At 66.2% G+C, this 19602-nt stretch carries 11 protein-coding genes; 2 read left to right on the top strand and 9 right to left on the bottom strand.

The annotated features are described in order from the left end of the window. Positions 1 to 30: 30 nt before the first annotated feature. Together AC1DOM_RS00960 and AC1DOM_RS00965 are read left to right on the top strand one after the other, a co-directional pair. Complete coding sequence (locus tag AC1DOM_RS00960; protein WP_498959364.1) at positions 31 to 1341, top strand: hypothetical protein; 1311 nt, start codon at positions 31 to 33, stop codon at positions 1339 to 1341. Between the two features lie 437 nt (positions 1342 to 1778). Then, positions 1779 to 4034, top strand: a complete 2256-nt coding sequence (locus AC1DOM_RS00965) for a M4 family metallopeptidase (RefSeq protein WP_498959365.1) — start codon at positions 1779 to 1781, stop codon at positions 4032 to 4034. Between the two features lie 95 nt (positions 4035 to 4129). Here the strand turns inward: AC1DOM_RS00965 and AC1DOM_RS00970 are convergent, their stop codons facing one another. The 9 genes from AC1DOM_RS00970 to glyQ all read right to left on the bottom strand — a co-directional run bounded on the left by AC1DOM_RS00970 (position 4130) and on the right by glyQ (position 19562). Beyond that, positions 4130 to 5233: a CblD like pilus biogenesis initiator family protein gene (locus AC1DOM_RS00970; RefSeq protein ID WP_498959366.1), complete on the bottom strand. Its 1104-nt coding sequence runs from the start codon at positions 5231 to 5233 to the stop codon at positions 4130 to 4132. A gap of 41 nt (positions 5234 to 5274) precedes the next feature. Further along, a complete protein-coding gene (locus tag AC1DOM_RS00975) occupies positions 5275 to 6444 on the bottom strand; it encodes a CblD like pilus biogenesis initiator family protein (RefSeq protein WP_498959367.1) in 1170 nt (389 codons plus the stop codon). Beyond that, on the bottom strand, positions 6387 to 9068 hold the full coding sequence (locus AC1DOM_RS00980; protein WP_498959368.1) for a TcfC E-set like domain-containing protein: 2682 nt from the start codon (positions 9066 to 9068) through the stop codon (positions 6387 to 6389). Before AC1DOM_RS00980 ends, AC1DOM_RS00975 begins: the two co-directional genes overlap by 58 nt. A 66-nt stretch (positions 9069 to 9134) precedes the next feature. After that, entirely contained in the window at positions 9135 to 9629 is a 495-nt protein-coding gene (locus tag AC1DOM_RS00985; RefSeq protein WP_498959369.1) for a CS1 type fimbrial major subunit, read from the bottom strand. Between the two features lie 114 nt (positions 9630 to 9743). Next, the gene (locus AC1DOM_RS00990) at positions 9744 to 10487 is read right to left on the bottom strand and encodes a fimbrial protein (RefSeq protein ID WP_498959370.1); all 744 of its coding nucleotides are present in this window, start codon (positions 10485 to 10487) and stop codon (positions 9744 to 9746) included. Positions 10488 to 10617: 130 nt separating this feature from the next. After that, positions 10618 to 14430 carry a translocation/assembly module TamB domain-containing protein gene (locus AC1DOM_RS00995; RefSeq protein WP_498959371.1) on the bottom strand — a complete coding sequence of 1271 codons (3813 nt, stop codon included), beginning with the start codon at positions 14428 to 14430 and terminating at the stop codon, positions 10618 to 10620. A 5-nt stretch (positions 14431 to 14435) separates the two neighbouring features. Continuing rightward, complete coding sequence (locus tag AC1DOM_RS01000) at positions 14436 to 16220, bottom strand: autotransporter assembly complex protein TamA (RefSeq protein WP_498959372.1); 1785 nt, start codon at positions 16218 to 16220, stop codon at positions 14436 to 14438. A gap of 199 nt (positions 16221 to 16419) precedes the next feature. Beyond that, positions 16420 to 18642 (bottom strand): glycine--tRNA ligase subunit beta, encoded by a 2223-nt coding sequence (glyS, locus tag AC1DOM_RS01005; protein WP_498959373.1) that lies wholly within the window; start codon positions 18640 to 18642, stop codon positions 16420 to 16422. After that, entirely contained in the window at positions 18642 to 19562 is a 921-nt protein-coding gene (glyQ, locus tag AC1DOM_RS01010; RefSeq protein ID WP_498959374.1) for a glycine--tRNA ligase subunit alpha, read from the bottom strand. Before glyQ ends, glyS begins: the two co-directional genes overlap by 1 nt. Between the last annotated feature and the right edge of the window lie 40 nt (positions 19563 to 19602).

The following is a 19602-nucleotide window of genomic DNA, read 5'->3' on the forward strand; positions in this document are numbered from 1 at the left end:
ACGTGCGCGCGGCGGGAGTACGCTCCGCGCATGAACACGACCCCCCGCATCCTCTCCCTCGCACTGATCGCCGCGGTTGCGGCCTGCTCGCGCTCGCCCGCGCCCGAAGCGGCGACGACACCGGCAGGCACCGACGCGAACGCCCACTCCGCACTGATCGTCAACCAATGGGCGCTGCCCACGCCCGACGGCGCCGCGCAACCGGATCTGTCGGTCGGGCCAGACGGCCGCCTGCTCGTCAGCTGGATCCGCAGGCAAGGCGATCGCAACGCCCTGCAATACGCGGCGTACCTGGGTGACGACAGTTGGGAATCGGCGCCGAAGACGATCGCCGTCGGCCGCACGCTCACCGCGAACTGGGCGAACACGCCGCACATCCTGATGACCGAGGATCGCGCGCTGTGGGCGCACTGGCTGCAGACGCCCGCCGATGGGAAGTCGCCGCACGCCTCCGACATCGTGCTCTCGCGCTCGCCCGACAACGGCGTGCATTGGGCGCCGCCGGTGGCGGTCAACGACGATGCGACCGGCACCGAACACGGCTTCGTCTCGATGTGGGCCGCCGACCAGGACGCGATCGGCATCGCGTGGCTCGACGGTCGCAAGACCGCGGCCGCGACACACATGCACGACGCGAACATGCCGGCGCACGACCTCGACGAAGGCGCGGCAGGCGAGATGACCGTCCGCGGCGCGCGTTTCGACGGTGGACTCCAGCGGAGTAACGACGCCGAGATCGACGCCTCGACCTGCGATTGCTGCGGCACCGACGCGGTGCTGACCGACACCGGCCCGCTGCTGGTCTACCGCGATCGCACGAAGGACGAAATCCGCGACATCTCCGCCACGCATCTGCGCGTCGGCAAGTGGGATGCACCCAAGCCCGTGTTCGCCGACGGTTGGAAGATGGCGGGCTGCCCGCTCAACGGCCCGTCGGTGGGCGCGTGGGGGGCCGCGGTCGCGGTCGCCTGGTACACCGCGCCGAACGACAAGCCGGTGTTGCGCCTGGCGCGCAGCAAGGACAGCGGCAACACCTTCGATGCCCCGATCGACGTGGATCAGGGCGCGGCCCTGCAGGGCCGCGTGGACGTGGCGAAGGACGGGGATTCGACCTGGCTGGTCTGGCTCCGCGAGGATGCCAAGGGCCAGACCGTGCAGCTTGCGCGCTATCCGAACCAGGGCGCGCCGGAGAAAACCGAACTGGCCGTTCTCGCCGGTCGGGGTCGCGGAACGGGCTTCCCGAAGATCGCCGTTCGCAACGGCGTGGCCTTCGTCGTATGGACCGACATCGTCGATGGCCGCCCGCACCTGGCCGGCGCGAAGGTCGCGCCGCGCGGTTGAGCCGATCGCTGCGACGCGCAAGAAAAGTGTGATCCGCACCCCACAGTGACACTTTTTGCGCATAGGCCTGCTGCAACGCACAAACAGGCCCGTGGACGCCACGTGAAGCCGCAAGCGGCGCTATTGCGCCGCAGCGTGCAAAAAACCCTGCAAAAAGCGCGGCATAGCGCCGCCCTACTGCCGCGTTGCGGAAAGCTTCCGTTCAGCTAGGCCTGATCCCGAAACCGTTTTCGTTTTGACGTACCCGCCGCACGCCCCTAGCGTCCGACGACCGCTCTGCGCACAACAAACAAAAGCGACGGGTGGTGGTCCGAGCGACGCAAGTCCACTGCAGGGGTGGGCGAACGACAGGGGCCGGATTGCAACAACTGCAAGGAACGCAGGCCGCGGGAACCATCGCGGTCATTAATTCAATCCACTTTCGGGGGTACCACTTCGTGAATCGCAATCACCGCCTGGCAGCACTCGCGGCTGCCACCACTCTCGCGCTCACCGCGCAGGGTGCGATCGCCGCACAACGCACCGACCTGCATCGCCTCAACGTCACCCAGGTCAACGCGCAGAACAAGCTCGTCTCCGCTCGCGCGGGCATCGCACTGCAGGCGCGCGAGCGCCATGCCGAAATGCTCAACATGGACGCCAACTCGAACCTGCGCGAGTTGCGCACGAGCATCGACAAGGACGGCACCCGCCACACGCGCTACCAACAGACCTTCCGCGGCATCCCGATTTTCGGCGAGCACGTGGTGGTCAGCGAAGGCAAGGACGGCAACGTCCGCAACATCTTCGGCCGCATGGTCAACGGCCTGGCCGGTGAACTGCCCGCCGTCGCCGCGAAGATCACCCCGGCCAACGCCCTGGCGCTCGGCAAGAGCGCGGGCCTGGGCAACCGCGTCGGCTTCATGCGCATCGAGAACGCCAAGTCCGAACTGTCGATCTTCGTCGACGACAACGACCGCGCGCATCTTGCGTACGTCGTGTCGTACTTCGCCGACACCGCCGGCGGTGGTTCGCCGACGCGTCCGTTCGTCATCGTCGATGCCAACAGCGGCCGCGTGCTGAAGCAGTGGGACGGCCTGACGCATGCGCTCGTGGGCACGGGCCCCGGCGGCAACGCCAAGACCGGCCAGTACGAATACACCGGCACCACCGGCCTGCATCCGTACCTCGACGTCGCGCAGAGCGGCACGACGTGCACGATGAACAACGCCAACGTCAAGTCGGTGAACCTCAACGGCAGCACGGGCGCCAGCACGACGGCGTACACCTACACCTGCCCGCGCAACACCTACAAGACCATCAACGGTGCGTACTCGCCGATCAACGACGCCCACTTCTTCGGCGGCGTGATCCAGAACATGTACAACACCTACACCGGCACCAACGCGCTGACCTTCCAGCTGATCATGCGCGTGCACTACGGCACCAACTACGAGAACGCCTTCTGGAACGGCTCGTACATGTCCTTCGGCGACGGCGCCAGCACGTTCTATCCGCTGGTCAACGCCGACGTCTCGGGCCACGAGGTCTCGCACGGTTACACCGAGCAGCACTCGAACCTGACGTACTCCGGCCAATCCGGTGGCATGAACGAAGCCTTCTCCGACATGGGCGGCGAAGCGACCGAGTACTTCTGGAAGGGCACGAACGACTTCGACGTCGGCCGTGAAATCTTCAAGTCGCCCACCGGTGCGCTGCGTTACATGTGCAACCCGCCGGCCGACGGTGGCTCGATCGACAACGCCGCGAACTACACCTCCGGCCTGGACGTGCATTACAGCTCGGGCGTGTACAACAAGGCGTTCTGCACGCTGGCCAAGACGACGGGTTGGGACACGGTGAAGGCGTTCAAGACCTTCGCCCGTGCCAACGCCAACTACTGGACCCCGAGCAGCACGTTCAACTCGGGTGCGTGCGGCGTCGAAACCGCGGCGCAGGACCTGGGCTACAACAAGGCCGACGTCACCGCGGCGTTCACCGTCGTGGGCGTCTCGTGCGCGGGTGGCGGCGGTGGCGGCGGTACGCCGACGCCGATGACCAAGGGCGTGGCGATCACCGGCATCGGTGCGAGCACCGGGACCGACAAGGTCTACACCCTGGTCGTTCCGGCCGGTGCGTCGAACCTGACCTTCACCACCTCCGGTGGCACGGGCGATGCGGACATGTACGTCAACCTGGGCTCCACGCCGACGGACACCACGTACCTCTGCCGTCCGTACAAGACGGGCAACGCCGAAACCTGCACCTTCGCGGCGCCGACGGCGGGCACGTACTACGTGCGCCTGAAGGCCTACTCGACGTTCTCGGGCGTCACGCTGCTCGGTGACTACTCGACCGGTGGTGGTGGCTCGACGCAGACCTACGCCAACGACACGGACTTCGCGATCCTCGACAACACGACGATCAACAGCCCGGTCGCGGTCTCCGGTCGCAGCGGCAACGCACCGTCCAACGCGCAGGTCGCCGTCAACATCACGCACACCTACCGGGGCGACCTGAAGGTGGACCTGGTGGCGCCGGATGGCAGCGTCTACGTGCTGAGCAACCGTGCCGGCGGCAGCGCCGACAACATCATCCAGACCTTCACCGTGAACCTCTCGACCGAAGCGCTCAACGGCACGTGGAACCTCCGCGTGAACGACAACGCCGCGGGCGACACCGGCACGCTGAACTCCTGGAGCGTGACGTTCTGATCGAACGCACGTAACCCCTCCGCGGTCTTCCCCAAGGGGATCGCTTGGACCCCGGTCGGCAACGACCGGGGTTTTTTATTGGCGCGAGCGCGTCGTCACGGTGCGGTGGTAGAAGCGGAGAACTCCACGCGCAACACGCCGCTGTAATGGCCGGCGCGTTTGTCGGCGCTGGTGAATTCCGGTGTGCGCAAGGTTAGCGGCCACGGTGTGCAGACCACAGGCACCGGGATGTTCGGGAGGAACACCTGGCGACGCTCGGCGTCGGGGATGTTGGCGAAGACGCGATCCTGCCCCGATTGGTATTGCGTCGAGCCGAACGGCTGCGTCATCGAGCGCACTTCGTATTCGATGCGGTTCTGGCCGGCCGCGCCCTGCGGCGAGGGATGTCGAACGAAGAAGCGACCGGCCTCGTCGGCGCCCGTCGATGACGGATCGGTCATGCGCACCGTGTAGCGCTGGCTGTAGGCGTTGAAACCGTCGTAGAGGCACGCGTCTACCGTGCGCTCGCCGGAAGTGCGCGCGCCGCCGACGGAGGGGAGGCTGCGCAAGTTCAGATCGACGCGCGGCGTTGCCGAACCGAACTCGGGCAGGTACACCTGCATGTTCTGGTCATCGGTGAGGTTGACGGTGATTGCAGCGGTGAAGTTGGCAAGATGCGCGGCGGGCCATTGGTTGAGTCGCAAGTGAAGATCGGCTTTCCACACGCCGCCGATCGGAAGCTTTGCAAGTTCATAGTGGGGGAGGAGGACACCGAGCGCCTTCTCGTTGTTCAACTGGCCCTGGCATGTATACGATGCGCCATCATTGATTTCCATCGCGTGGGTGCACCATCCGGGGCCTGACACCCAGGCGACGGTGTCCATCAGGAGTACGACAGACATCCCCGTTCTCGTTTCGGCGAAACGCAAAGGGATTAACGTCGCGCCCGCTTTTCCAGACCAGATGCCAGTGGTCGGGCAGGCGCCTTTGTCCGGATCCGACGCGGACAAACACGTCCAATAATTCCGTCCCCACAGCTCGGGAGCAGAAGGATCGCGTCCACCTGATGCGCGGCGCCAGACGTAGTAATGCGTCAAGGCTCCGCGCGCCGAGTCAATGGTGACGGCGACGTGGTTGTCGGCGGGCACGATGACCTGTGCGGAGGCCGAGCCCAATCCGCCGGTGACAGTAAGCGCTAACGCAAGCACGGAACGACGCATCACGGTTCCCTCGGAGTCTTTGTTTGGCGCAAAACGCACCATCAGGGCGCGGTCGTCGAAGCGGAGAACTCCGCGCGCAGCACGCCGCTGTAATGGCCGGCGCGTTTGTCGGCGCTGGTGAATTCCGGCGTGCGCAAGGTCAGCGGCCACGGTGTGCAGATCACCGGCAGCGGGATGTTCGGCAGGAGCACCTGGCGGCGTTCGGTGTCGGGGATGTTGGCAATGACGCGATCCTGCCCGGATTGGTACTGCGTCGAACCCAGAGGCCACGTCATCGAGCGGACCTCGTACTCAATGCGGTTCTGGCCGGCTGCGCCCTGCGGTGTGGGATGTCGCACGAAGAAGCGGCCGGCCTCGTCGGCGCCCGCCGATGACGGATCGGTCATTCGGACCGTGTAGCGCTGGCTGTTGGCATTGAAACCGTCGTAAAGGCAGGCATCAAGCGTGCGTTCGCCGGAAGTGCGCGCGCCGCCGACGGAGGGCAGGGAGCGCAGGTTGAGATCAACGCGCGGCGTCGCCGATCCGAACTCGGGCAGGAACACCTGCATGTTCTGGTCGTCGGTGACGTTGACGGTGATCGCGGCGGTGAACTCCGCGATCGGCCCGCCTCCCCACCGGTTGAGGCGTAAATGCAGATTGGCCTTCCACACACCGCCAATCGGGAGACGACCAAGTTCACTCGGCGACACGTAAGCCGTGAGCAGTTTCCCGTCATTCGGAACACCACTGCAATCGGATCTTGCGCCATCGCCGATGTAGCGCCACTGGCTACTGCAGTTGACGTGGGTCCAGCCCCATTCGTTGTATGCATGCACATTGAGGACGAAGGAGATGCCCGATCGCGCTTCAGTGAAACGCAAGGGAATCGTCGATACCCCCCCGCTGAAATACCAACCGCCCTCGGTGGGGCAAGCGCCTTTTTCCGGATTCGAGGAGGACCAACAGGTCCAATAGTTCTGCCCCCAGAAATATGGAGATCCGGCATCGCGTCCACCTGATGCCCTGGCCCAGATGCTGAGTTGCGGGGCGGCCGACCCGCGCGCCACGTTAGCGGAGACCGCAACGTGGTTGTCGGCGGGAACGATGACCTGCGCGGACGCCGACGCCGCGCAACCGATAGCAGCGAGCGACAACGCAAGCAAGCAACGACGCATCACGGTTCCCCTTGCTCGATGTTCGCCTGCAAGTTCGCCACACGGCGCAACGCCCACCGCTTGAACCGCTCACCGTCGCGCAACTCGAGCGGCAACTCGTCGACATTGCCCACGCGACACTGCGTCGTCCCCAAGCGCTGCACGGCGGCGGTCGCGTCGGGCGTGGCAACTTCGCAGACATGCAGCTGCAGCGGATCGAGCGCGAAGATGCGTTCGGGGTGGCCATCGAATTCCGCGATGAAGCTGCCGTCCTCGCCCGTCTGGCCGGTCGGCGACTCCAGCAGCAGGACATGCGACAGCGGTTCGGCGCGCTCGTCGACCAGGCGGCCGACATAGGTCATCGTCAACGTGGCTTCGATCGATTGCATGCCGAGCTTGCCCGGCGGGAGGAACCAGTCGCGGCGGCCCGCGCCGGACACGATCGTGCCGAGGCTGTGTCGCGAGCCATCGCCGTCCGCGATATGCGTGCGTGCGACGGCATAACCTTCCATCGGCAACAACATCGAATCGCCGAAGCCAAGCTGCACGTCGCCCGCCGATGCGCCCGCCACCTTCGCCGCGATGCTGCCTTCCGGATAGCGGCGCGCGGAATCGTTGACGCGCACCACGACGGCCGCGCCCGGTGTTCCGCCCGGCGCACCTGCGCCGAGGAACAGGCCATCGCGCGAGACGGCGATCGACCCGGTGTGGTTCGCGGTCCACGCGACGTTGGATCCGGTCTGCGTGTCGTAATGGAAGGCCGATGCACCGGCGGTGCCGTAACGCCCATCGATGCGACCGTCGATGCCGGCTTCCCAGCGCGAGTCCGTGTCGGCTGCGGCCGAGACAGTCAACTCACGTCGCGAAGCGCCGTCCCAACGATTCGTTTGTGCGGCGCGGAATTGCGCACCGTCGTCGCCCTTGCGTGCGGACTGCGCGTCCACCGACGCCGACTGATGCACGGACGCACGCGTGGCTTGCGGCGCATTGCGATGGCGCGAGAACGTCAGCGAGGCATGCACGCCGTCATCGGTGACGCCGCTCGCCTCGCGGCGATACGCACCCATGCGTAAGGAAATGAAACCGCCCTGCACCGAGAACGCGCGCGAGAACGTCGCGTCGAAGCCCTCGTTGCGTTGGCGGTTCATGCCCGAATCCAGCAGCGGCGATTGCGGGTCGTGCCACGGCGCATCGAACTGATCGGCGCCGCCGTAGGTGTAGCCCGCCGTCAGCGCGCCGCCGCCGAGCGGCACCGACACCGTCGAGGTCAAGGAGGACTGGCAGCCACGCGGCGCGGGCCAGTCTTCCACCACGCGGCAGTCTTTCGCGCGCATCGCCTGGCGATACAGATTCCACGCGACCGTGCGCCCGACGCTCAATTGCTGCAGGTCGCCGCGCGTACCGTCGCTGCCGATCAGGGCGCCGGCAGACACCGTCCACGCACCGAGGCCGGTCGCCACGTGCCAATCCAGGCGCGTCTCGTTGTACGCGCGCCCGGAATTGAACACGGTCGTCGCATTGCTCAGGCTCGCGCCACGCATCGTGGGCAGGCGCACACCGAACTGCCCGACATCGCGCGACTTCGAATCGCCGGGGACGTCAACGACGCGACCGCCCTGCGCGAACCACTGCCACTGATCCGACCCCAGGCCTTCACCGCCCGTGCGGCTGAACGCAACCGTTTCGCTGCGCGTCTCGCGCCCGTTCTCGATCACGCGCAAGGTGACCGGATAACTGCCGACGGGGAAGGTGCGCGTGTCGATCGCTTGCATGCCCGCGTCGAGGTAAGACGTCGAGAGCAACTGCGAGCCGCGGAACGCATCCACGCGCGCGCGCTGGGACAACACGATCGAGACCGGCGTGCCTTGCCCGGCTTGTTCCTGGTCGATCCACGCCAGCGTGGTGCCCGCGCGCACGCCGTCGATGCGGCCCAAGGGCATCAACGCAAGCTGGAAGCTGCCGCCCAAGGGGCTGGCGAGCCCGTGCATGTCCATGCGACCGGCCTGCACGTAGTGCGACCGATCGAAGTCGTGGCGGTAATACGCATCGTCGAACGCGAAGCGGCTTTCGCTCGCGTCTTCGCGGCGGTTGTGCGCGTACTGCCACTCGAAACCGATATGTCCGCGCTGGCCCATGCCCAGCGCACCAATGCCGTTCGCGCTGAAAGCGCGGTAGTCGGCGTTGTCCGAATAATTGAACCCGTGCCGATGCACGAGTGCGTTCACGGCGGGCGTCGGCGCGACCCAGCGCGAGCGACGCGCCGATGCGCTCGGCAGCCAGGCCGGATTCGCGAAGAGTTCCACCACGCCCTTCGATTCATCGAAGATGGCGGCGACCTGTTCGGTCGCGATATACCCGCATTGCGTTTCGACGACGGCCGCATCGCCGCAGGCCAGGTGGCGATTCGCGGGCAGTTGCGCGTTCAGCGCGACGAGCAGCGCTTCGGGGGGCGCCGTGACGCCGGCGTCGACCATGTTCTGCGCCAGTTGCGCCACGTCTTCGAAGTGCAGACTGTCGGGCCGCACCAGCACCGGATGCAGGCCGAGCGACGTGCCCGCGATGCGTACTTCGAGGCGTTCGACCTGTCCGTCGACCAGGCTTTCGAAACCGGCCGGCACGTCCGAATGCGTCAGCATGCGCGCCATTGCCTGGTCGGCGAGGCAGGAGGAGATCGCGAGCGAGAGCAGGAGGCGACGAGGCACGGGCGGCTTCCGGTTGGGAATGAAGTGACGCGGGGCACGCGATGCGTGCCCCGTCGTCGATGGGCATTACGGGTTCGGCGTGACCACGACGCCGACGACGCCCTGGTACGTACCCGCGTGCGTGATCGCACCCGGCGTCGCCTGCGAGATGCGCAGCATCTGCGCGATCGAACCGGCGGTGATGTCGCCACCCGGGAACAGGTTGGCTTCGGTCAGCACGATGGCCGTGGTGGTCACCGCGGTGCCGCCGAACGTCACGGCCAGCGGAATCGCCGGCGCGGCGGCGTTGGTGTTGTTGATCAGCGACGGCGCGGCGGCCAGGCGGACCGACATGTCGCTGGCGGCGTTGGTGAAGATGCGGGTGTTGACCTCGGTCGCCTGCAGGCCGTTGCCCGGCAGGTAGGCCATCGTCATGCTGGTCGGCAGCGGCGTGCCGTCGGCCTGCAGCAGTTCCACCGCCGGGTCGACGCTGGCGACGACCGTGATGTCCTTCTGCACGGCGGCGGCGGAGAACGAAACGAGGGCCAGCGCGAGGGCCGGCACGAGCTTGATGAGCTTCATGCGTTGATTTCCTTGATTGCTTGAGTGGAGCCCGAGGACACGCTGCACGCGGCCGGTTCGGGAAACTTCGGGCGGATGCCCGACGGGTTTGCGGCGCGCGATGCGCACCGCGTGTCAGGGCTGAAGCGCGAGCAGCTTCGGCGTTTCGTCCTGACTGGTCTGGTAGCGCAGGACCAGATGGCCCGCGCCCTGGATATCCGGCATCTCGATGCCGTGGGTGGGATACACGCTGCGGTTGACGTCGACCCAGCGACAATTGCGTTCGCTGTCGACCGTGGGGCAGCGACCGATCTTCAATGCGCCGATGCGCAGCGTCCCGGTGTTCTGCATCCGCTTGCCATCGTCGACCAAGCGCGCGGCGATGCGACCGTTGTCCGGCAACACGCGAACCAGTGCGCCCCAGACCAGGTTGACGCCGAGTTTCGTCGACACGTCGGCGGTATTGGCTTCTTCGAGCGTGGTGTCGGACGGTGCATCGACCGGCTCGAAATAGACGCGATACGCCTTCTCTTCCTGCGGCGCGACCGGCGCGATGAGGCGGACGGTCCGCGTGGAGGCCGGCGCCAGGACCAGGCGCTGCGGCGACACGACGAGCGCATCGTCGGCCGAGAGCGTGTTCTCGCGTTCATCGCGCGTCGCCGGCGCGACGATCTCCGCGACGCGAACTTTCACGTATTGCACCTGATCGCTCTTCGAATGCAATTCGATCTGGCCGATGCCTTCGTGCTCGGGCCCGATGTGCGTCGTCATCGGATAAACGATGACGTTGGCCGAGGCGAACGCACTCCAGGCGAGGAGTGTCGAGGCGACGATTGCCTGTCCGCAGCGCAGACGTTGTTGGAAGAACCTGGGCGACATGGGAATGGTGGTCCGGGAAAGCGTCGCGCACTATCCGGCACCGCCCAGAGCCACATAATGAGACGTTAACGCGCCGAGATTCGGATGCGTCCTTCCCTCAGGTCGGAAACATCGCGATAAACATCCGCGCCTACTTCTCCTTGCGCCAGTTCAAGGATCCGCGGTTCTCCACCGTGCTCGACTCGATCTGGATGTCGAAGCCCTTGCGCAGCAAATACTTCAACGTGAGCACCTGCCCGGTGCCGAGCAACGACACGCCGTAGCCGACGTACAGCTTCGGCGAGAGGTACTTCCCCACGCCGAACACGTTGCCGCCGAGCGCGCGCGAATCCATCACGCCGGCATCGTCGAAGCCCAGGCGCGTGGCGAGTTGCGAGGCAAGCAATCCACCGCCCGCGGACAAGGCCGCGGAGGCCGCATCGAGTTGCCGGCCTTCTTCGCTACTCGCGCTGCTGAGCGGGCGGCCCAGTGCGAGGTAAGACAGTGCTTCGGATTCGTCCATCGCCGGGTCCGCCCACACTTGCGCCTGCGGCGAAGTCGCGTGGCCGCGCACCTGGATGCCTGCGGTGACATCGCCGACGACGCGCTCGGCGCGCACGTCGAGCAGGGGATCGACGATCGGGGAGTTGCTCCAGATCAATTCGCCCTGCGACACCGTCAACTTCTGTCCATAGGCCTTGTAGTTGCCTGCAACTTCCAGCGTGCCGTTGCCGATCATTTCGCGGCCCGGGCGCTGGCGCACGCGCAACTGACCCTGCAACGTACCGTCCAGGCCGAAGCCGTTGAGCGCGACCGCGCCTTCGGGAAGGATCAGCGTGAGATCGAGCGACAGCGGCGATTCCACCGTGCGCTTCGGGTCGACAGGGTCGAGGACGACGACATCCGGCGAACGCGTCGCACCGCCCTCCAGTCCTTCGAGTGCGATGCGCGCTTCCTGCACCGTCACCGTACCCGTGACTTCGAGCGGCTGCTTGGCCGCATAACGCACGGCGACGTTGGGTGCGATCACCGCGTGCAGGTCGCGCGTATCGGCGGCGAGCACCTTGTCGCCGGTGACGTTGAGGACGAGCGGCGTGTCGTCGCCACGCCAACCCAGCGAACCATCCACGCGCAGCGTGCCTTCGCCGGAGCGGATCGTGCCGGCGATGCGCGCCGAGCCGTCTTGCAGCGCTTCCATCCGCACATCGCCATCGACCAGTTCGAGCGCGAGCGAGGGGACTTCCGTGCGGAAGTTCGACAAATGCGCGTTGCCGACGAGTGCAGGCTGCGCGCGCGTTCCACCGAGTGCGATGTTCCCTTCGAGCAAACCCGTCGGCTCGACGATGTCCGGCGACAACAACTCCATCCACGTCAGCGAATCGGTGCGCAGGCTCACCTGGCCCGACAGCGGCGCGAAGTCGTCCCAACCGGTCGCGATGTGCGCGTCGACGCGTCCGTCTTCGTTGAACGTCGTGCCCAGCGTGGCGGAGATGCGTTGCGGATCGAACTGCGCTTCGAGCTGGAATCCCGAATACGACAACAGATCGCGACGTGAGCGCTCGCTGTTGCGCATGCCGCCATCAGGCGAAGTCACGAGCACGTTGCCGCGCCACGCATTGCCGACCGGCTGCAGGTGCCCGACCAATTGCAGGTCGCCATGCAGCAACCACGGACGGTCGTCGTCGCGCGGTGGCAACCAGGGCGTCGCGAGTTCGAGCGGGAGGCGATCGGCGCGCACGTCGAGGCCGCGTCGCGGCCAATCGGCGCTCGCGCACAAGGCGCCGCCGCCTTGCGTGGAGAGACAGGCGTTCGAGAGCGCGCCGTTGTTGCCGTCCCAGCGCCACGTGGTCGGATGATCGAGCGCCCATGGCGTTCCCTTCATCGGCGACAGGCGCAAGGTCGACAAGGTCCCGCCCCACTGTGCACCGCGCTTGGTCGCATTGCCCGACAGCGTGGCACCGCCGTACGCGGTGTCCGCCGTGGCATCGAGCGACAAATTTTCCATCGCACCGCGCGCATCGACGACCAGGCGCGAAACCGCCAGGCCCGCTTCGACATCGTGTGCCTCGACATGCAACGCTCCACTGCCGTTGCGCCACGGCAGTTTGCCGTTCGCGCGCAGCGACGCCGCGCGGTAATCGCCCCAGTGCAAAGCGTCGCCGGTGAGATCGGCTTCGATATCGGGCGTCGCGCGCGGACCGCGCAACGAGGCCGTGCCTCGCAGGACACCGCCCGCGCCGGGCATCAGATCGTTGAGGCGCAACGGTTCGAATCGCGCATCGACCGCCAGCGTCGCACCGATGCGCCCCTTCGCCGACGCGCGGCTCCCGCCGAGCGACAAGGCCACGTCGCCTTCCACATCGCTGCCGTGCAACGCGACCTTCGCACGTGCATCGAGCGCGCGACCGCGCAGAGTGCCGCGCAGCGCGGGGGCATCGAGCGTCGCGTCGAAACCCTGCCCATCGCTGCGTGCATTGCCTTTCGTCGTCAGCTTGCCTTCGACGCGGCCGGGGAAGGCCGGCACGAAATACCCGGGATCGAAGCCCGCCAGCGACGCATCGAGCTGCCACGCCAACGCAGGCGACCAGCGCACGTCACCCTTCGCATCGAGCGTGCCGCTCGGCATGCGCGCCTGCATCGCATTGATGACGGCGTGCACGGTGTCGCCGCGCGCGTTGAAGCGCAGCGTCGCGCGCTGGCCTTCGCGCAGGAACCGGCCTTCGCCTTGCGCCGCCCACGTCTCCGGTTTTCCCGCGATGCCGAAGTCCGCGTCGGCGACGACCGCCGGTGCATCGGCCGTTCCACCCCAACGCAAGCCACGCGCGTTGATGGCGAAACGCAGCTTCTGGTGCTCCGGATCCCGCAGATCCGCGTAACCCTGCAATCGCGTGCGGCCATCGAGCGCATCGATCACGAGCGGTTCGACCGTCAGCACTTTGTCGTTCAGACGCAGCTTCGACGGTTGGATGACCGCACGCAGGTCACCTTGTCGCACCGATCCCTGGAGTGTCGCGCTGCCGCCGAGGCCATCGGCACGCAGTTCGACCGCGAGCGGCGTGTCGCTGGGTTCCCCGCCGCCCAGCAGCGACAGATCGAGCACCGGCGCCTTCGCACGCAGATGCCAACGCGGATCGGGCTCGCCACGCAGCGAGAAGGTTGCCTGCGCGGGTGCGGGCAGGCGCCCGGCCACCGCGACATCGAGCCTGGCGACATCGCCGCGCGCGACGATCCCGAAACGCGGCGCCGTGCGCCCGCGTTGCGCCGGCAACACGGCCGTCGCGAGGAAATCGGTGCGATAACGTTCGCGCGGCACGTAATCGCCGTGGACCGCGAAGCGACCGAGATCGGTGTCGGCCTTCAGGTGCTCGACATGCAGCAAGCCATGCGATGCGCGCAATCCTCCACTGGCCGAGCGGATCGCGATCATCGGCGCGCCCGATTGCGTGACGCGCAATCCGTCGATGCGGATCGTGTCGGCCTGCAAGGCCAGCGGCGGTTCGATCTTCGGCAGTGATTCGGGCCAGCGCGGGAATTCGAAGGGCTCGTCGCTTTCGGGGATCTCGAGCGTCGCGCCGCGCACGTCGAGCGCATCCAGGCGCAGCGTGCGTCCGAGCAAGGGCCGAATCGCCGGATCGACATGCACGGTCTTCGCGGTGAAGGTGATGCGCTTTTTCGGTTGCGCAGGATCCGATGCGTAATCGAATCGCACGCCATGCACCGTCAACGGGCCCGACACCGGACCTTCCGCGCTGTCCCAGGTCAGCGTCGCACCCGCAGGCAAACGCGCAACGACCTGCGCGAGCAACACGTCGCGTCCGCCGATCGTCGTCAGCAACCAGTACGCCAACGCGAACACGAGCACACCGAGTACGAGTGCGCCGAGCGCCGAACGGATCGCCACCTTGCGCGCCAACGCACGCCGCGCCGCCGCGCGTTCGGCGCGCTGTTCCGGCGTGAGCGGCACGCCCCTCACAGGTCCGCCCCGATGTTGAGCGACACCGTCCAGCCCGCTTCGTCGCCCGTCAGCCCGCACGCGACATCCACGCGCACCGGTCCGACCGGCGATCGCCACCGCGCACCGATGCCGACGCCATAGTGCAGATTCGGCGTGCTGCCATCGTAGGCATCGCCGAAATCGACGAAGGCCGCGCCGCCCCATTCGCGCAGGAAATAGCGTTCGAACTCGACGCTGCCGGTGACCACGTTCTTCGCACCTTCCGCGTAATCGCCGTTGCGCGGACCGATCTCGCGCCAGCCGTAACCGCGCACGCTGCGGTCGCCGCCGGCGAAGTAACGCAGGCTCAAGGGAATCTGGAAAAGCTCGTCGGTGAATGTGTGTCCGTACTCGCCACGCAGCAACAAGCGATTGTCCGGACCGAAACCGCGGATCCAGCGCGCCGTCGTATGCAGCTGCAGGAAGGTCGCATCCGAACCGAAGCCTTCGATGCCGCCGCGCACCGTTGCGGTGCCTGCAATCGCACGTCGCGGATACAGGCGATCGTCGGCGTCGACGTATTCGGCGGTGAGCGCCGGATACAGCAGCGAGGCGTACTGGTAAGGCACCTGGGGATCGAGCGGATTGCCAGAGGGGAAGCGCCAGCGCTCGCGCAACGCATGCAGCGACACGGTGGCGGTCAGATACCGGTTGATCTCGCCGCTGCGGCTGCCGACCAGTTCGAGGCGGCGTGTATCGGCGAAATCCGTCTGTTCGTCGGCCAGTTGCAGGCTCGCGGTATACCAACCATCGAGCCAGAGGAAGGCTGGAACGCGATATTGCAGCGTCGCCGTCTTCTTGCGTTGCGCGTAATCGAGCTGCGCCAGCGCCTTGTGCCCGCGGTCGTTGACGTAGCGCCGCTCCAGGCCCAAACGCACGCCCGCGCCGCTGTCGGTGCCGTAGCTCACGCCCGCGGTATAGACATCGCGCTTGGCCGGCACGAGCGTGACGACGACCGGCACCTGGCCATCGACGGCCTTTTCCGGCTGCGGCTCGATGTCGATGCGCGAGAAGTAATCAAGCGACGTCAGCGATTTGCGCAGGCGTTCCAGTCGGCCCTGGTGGTAGTACTCGCCTTCGTTCCAGTAGACCAGCTTGCCGAGCAGGCTGTCGCGCACGATGCGTTTGGGCGTCTGCGTGAAAGAAACCTTCCCCATGTCGTAGCGAATGCCGCTGTTCCAGCGCAGCGAGACATCGGCCGCGTGGTCGGCGCGCGTGACCTCCACCTTGCGAGCAGTGAAATCGGCATCGAAGTAACCGCGCTCGGCCAGGCGGCGCGTGATCCGCGCCTTCGAGGCTTCATAGATCGCGTGATCGAACACTTCGGCCTTGGTCGGCTTGAAGGCATCCACTTCCTGCTTGAGGTAACGGTCGCCAGCGCCTTCGCCGTCGATGCCCACATCGAAATTGCGCACGCGCACCGGGTCGCCCAGTTGCACGTCGATGGTCACCGTGACCGGCGCATCGGGCACGCGCGTGCGTTCGACCTTGATCGTCGGCGAGTAGTAACCGAAGGGTTCCAGCGCCTCGCGCGTCTGCGCTTCGGCCTCGCGAACGAGATACGACATGCGACGGCCCGACACATCGCGCCCGATCGAATCGACCAGCGACAGCGAGCGCTTCACGTTTTCGGTCATCACCGGGTCGAGGCCGCGCACCTGCACGTCCGCCACCTTGGCGGCGAAAGCAGGCGCCGCGCTCGCCAGGAGCGCGGACAGGCAGATCCATTGGAAGACCGGGCGGGGGGAGACCGGGACCATGCGGCCGAGCATACCCGGCCGGGGGATGGCTTATGTCGAGAGGTGCTCGATCGCCGGCCGCACCTTTGCGCGAGGCGCGCAAAGGCGCCCCAAAACTTGCTTCGCAAGTATTGGGCCCCGGGCCAGTACACCCAAAACCCCCGCTGTCGCGCGCCCCTTTGACTCAAAGGGGCTCTTCCACCAGAACGATCGTCGCTCGTCAGGTAGACAGATGTTCAATTGCGGCGACACTGCCGAGGCGATCGGACAGAATTCCCAGCATAGAGAGACGATTTTTGCGTACAGCCTCGTCTTCCGCATTGACCATTACGGTGTCGAAGAATGCGTCCACCTCTGGGCGAAGCCGCGCCAAACGTCCGAGAACTGAGACATAGTCTCGATTCGCTAGCCCTGCGTCTGTGTCGCGAATTGCCAGCAAGATTGCTGTCCAGAGGTTGCCTTCCGCGGGCTCGGTAAAGCGTGTCTCGTCCACAACAAAAGTAATGCTGCTGGGCGTCGCGCTCACAATACTGATACTGAATGGCTCCGCCTTTTTCAGAATGTTGCGGATTCGCTTGTTTGCTGCGGCGAGCGCTTCTGCTTCAGGCAAAAGGGCGAACGCTCCAATTGCCAAGAGGCGGCGGTTAAAGTCGAGCAATGAGGCTGGACGCAAAGCGGCAACCGCCTCGAACTGCTGCGGCGGAACACCCTTGTCCGCGTAGTACGCACGCAGGCGATCGAGAATGAAGCTGTAGATCTCGTCAGCCAAGGCTTGGCTGTCCGTTATTCCAAGTACGTCTCCCAACGGCTTTCCAACTGCTTGGACAACTCCGCGTTGCGGCTCTTCGGAATGCGCGGGTCGCTGCCAAACGTTGCCCTTGGAATCGACAAAGGTTTGTTGACTTAGAAGAATCGAACACGCCGTACCGATGCATGAATTCGGGATATCGAGTTGTGCCTCGATAATCGTGCGCGCAAGCCCAAGCGCATTGCGGCGCAGCGCGAAAGCATCCTTGTTGCCGGTCGGTTTGAGCCCGGCGGCGAAACCGCCGGCGAGCGTGTCCAGGCGTTCGGCGATCGCGAGCACCTGGCCGATCGGCGAGGGCGCGACCGCATCGCCCGCGAAGCGCGGCATGTAGGACTCGTCGATCGCGTTGGCGACCTCCGACGGCTCGCCTTCCACGGCGGCGTAATAACGGCCGGCGATGCCCTGCAGTTCTGGGAATTCGTTGACCAGGCGCGATTGCAGGTCGGCCTTCGACAGCTCGGCCGCGCGGCGTGCAGGTGCCGGTTCCAGGAACAAGTCGCGTGCGATGGTCTCTGCAAGCTGCGCCACGCGCCCGGCCTTGTCGGCCAGCGTGCCCAGCTTGGCCTGGTAGGTCACGTTCGCCAGGCCTTCGCGCATCGACGCAAGGCCCTGCTTCATGTCTTCGACGAAGAAGAACTTCGCGTCGGCGAAGCGGGGGCGGATCACGCGCTCGTAGCCCTTGCGGACTTCGGCGACGTCCTTCGACACGATGTTGGCCACGCCGACGAAGGCGGGCGTCAACTTGCCCTGCGCATCCAGCACGGGGAAGAACTTCTGGTTGTCTTCCATCGTGGCGATGAGCGCTTCCTGCGGCACGGCGAGGAAGTCGGCGTCGAAACTGCCCACGATCGCGCTCGGCCATTCGACCAGGCACGTCACCTGCGCGAGGTTGTCGTCGGCCACGCGCGCCACGCCACCGGCCTGCGTGGCCGCGGCTTGCACTTCGCGCACGATGGTTTCGCGGCGCTCGTCCGGATCGACCAGCACCTTCGCGCCGCGCAACGCATCGACGTAATCGCCCGGCGCGTGGATCCACACCGGCTTGTCGTGCATGAAACGATGCCCGCGCGAATTGCGGCCGGCGCGCACGCCGAGAACGTCGCCTTCGATGACCTCGGCGCCGAGCAACAGCACGAGCCAGTGCACCGGGCGCGCGAACGCATGTTCGTGCGCGCCCCAGCGCATCGGCTTGGGGATCGGCATCGCGGCGATCGCTTCGCGCACGAGTTCGGGGAGCAGGGTCGCGGTCTTCGCGCCCGGTTTCACCGCGCGATGGACGAAACGTTCGCCCTTCGCATCGCTCGTCCGCTCCAGCGCCGTCCATTCCACGCCGGCCTTCTGCGCGAAGCCCTGCAGCGCGCGCGTGGGTTGGCCCTCGGCATCGAGCGCCACGTTGAGATACGGGCCGAGCACTTCGCTGCGCTGCTCGTCCTGTTCGACCGACACGCCCGGCAGCACGACCGCCAAGCGGCGCGGGGAATAGAGCGGCTTCGCGCCATTGCGATCCAGCGCGATGCCACGGCGCACGAGCCCGTCGATGACGTTGTCGAAGAAAGCCTGCGCCAGCCCGGGGAGCGCCTTGACCGGCAATTCCTCGGTGCCCAGTTCGACCAGCAGCGGTTCCATCGCGGCCATCAGACGGTCTCCGCCTTTTTAAGGCCCGGGAACCCGAGCTTCTCGCGTTGCGCGAAATACGCTTCGGCCACGGCCTGGGAGAGTTTGCGCACGCGCAGGATGTAACGCTGGCGTTCGGTCACGCCGATCGCGCGGCGCGCGTCGAGCAGGTTGAACGCATGCGAGGCCTTGCAGACCTGGTCGTAGGCCGGCAGCGGCAGGTTGAGTTCGACCAGCTTCATCGCTTCGGCTTCGCACGCATCGAAGCGATGGAACAGTTCGGCGACGTCGGCGTGTTCGAAGTTGTAGGCCGACTGCTCGACTTCGTTCTGGTGATAGACGTCGCGGTAATACACCGGGCCTTGCGGCCCCACCGTCCAGACCAGGTCGAACACGTTGTCGACGTTCTGCAGGTACATCGCCAGCCGCTCCAGGCCGTAGGTGATCTCGCCGAGCACCGGGCGGCATTCCAGGCCACCGGCCTGCTGGAAGTAGGTGAACTGCGTGACTTCCATGCCGTTGAGCCAGACTTCCCAGCCCAGGCCCCATGCGCCGAGCGTCGGCGATTCCCAGTTGTCTTCGACGAAGCGCAAGTCGTGGACCAGCGGATCCAGGCCGAGCGCGACCAGCGAGCCGAGATACAGCTCCTGGATGTTGTCGGGGTTGGGCTTCATCGCCACCTGATACTGGTAGTAGCGCTGCAGCCGGTTGGGGTTTTCGCCATAGCGGCCGTCGGCGGGACGGCGGCAGGGTTGCACGTAGGCGGCGTTCCACGGTTCCGGGCCCAGCGCGCGCAGGAAGGTCGCCGGGTGGAAGGTGCCCGCGCCGACCTCCAGGTCGAGCGGCTGGACCAGGACGCAGCCCTGCGCCGCCCAATACGCGTTGAGGCGCAGGATCAATTCCTGGAAGGTGATCGGGGCCGGCTTGCCGTTCTGCTGCATGGTGCGCGGACGTGGTGGCGTAAAAGCGGGCTAGTATAGG

The sequence above is a fragment of the Lysobacter sp. P5_B12 genome (assembly GCF_056400425.1).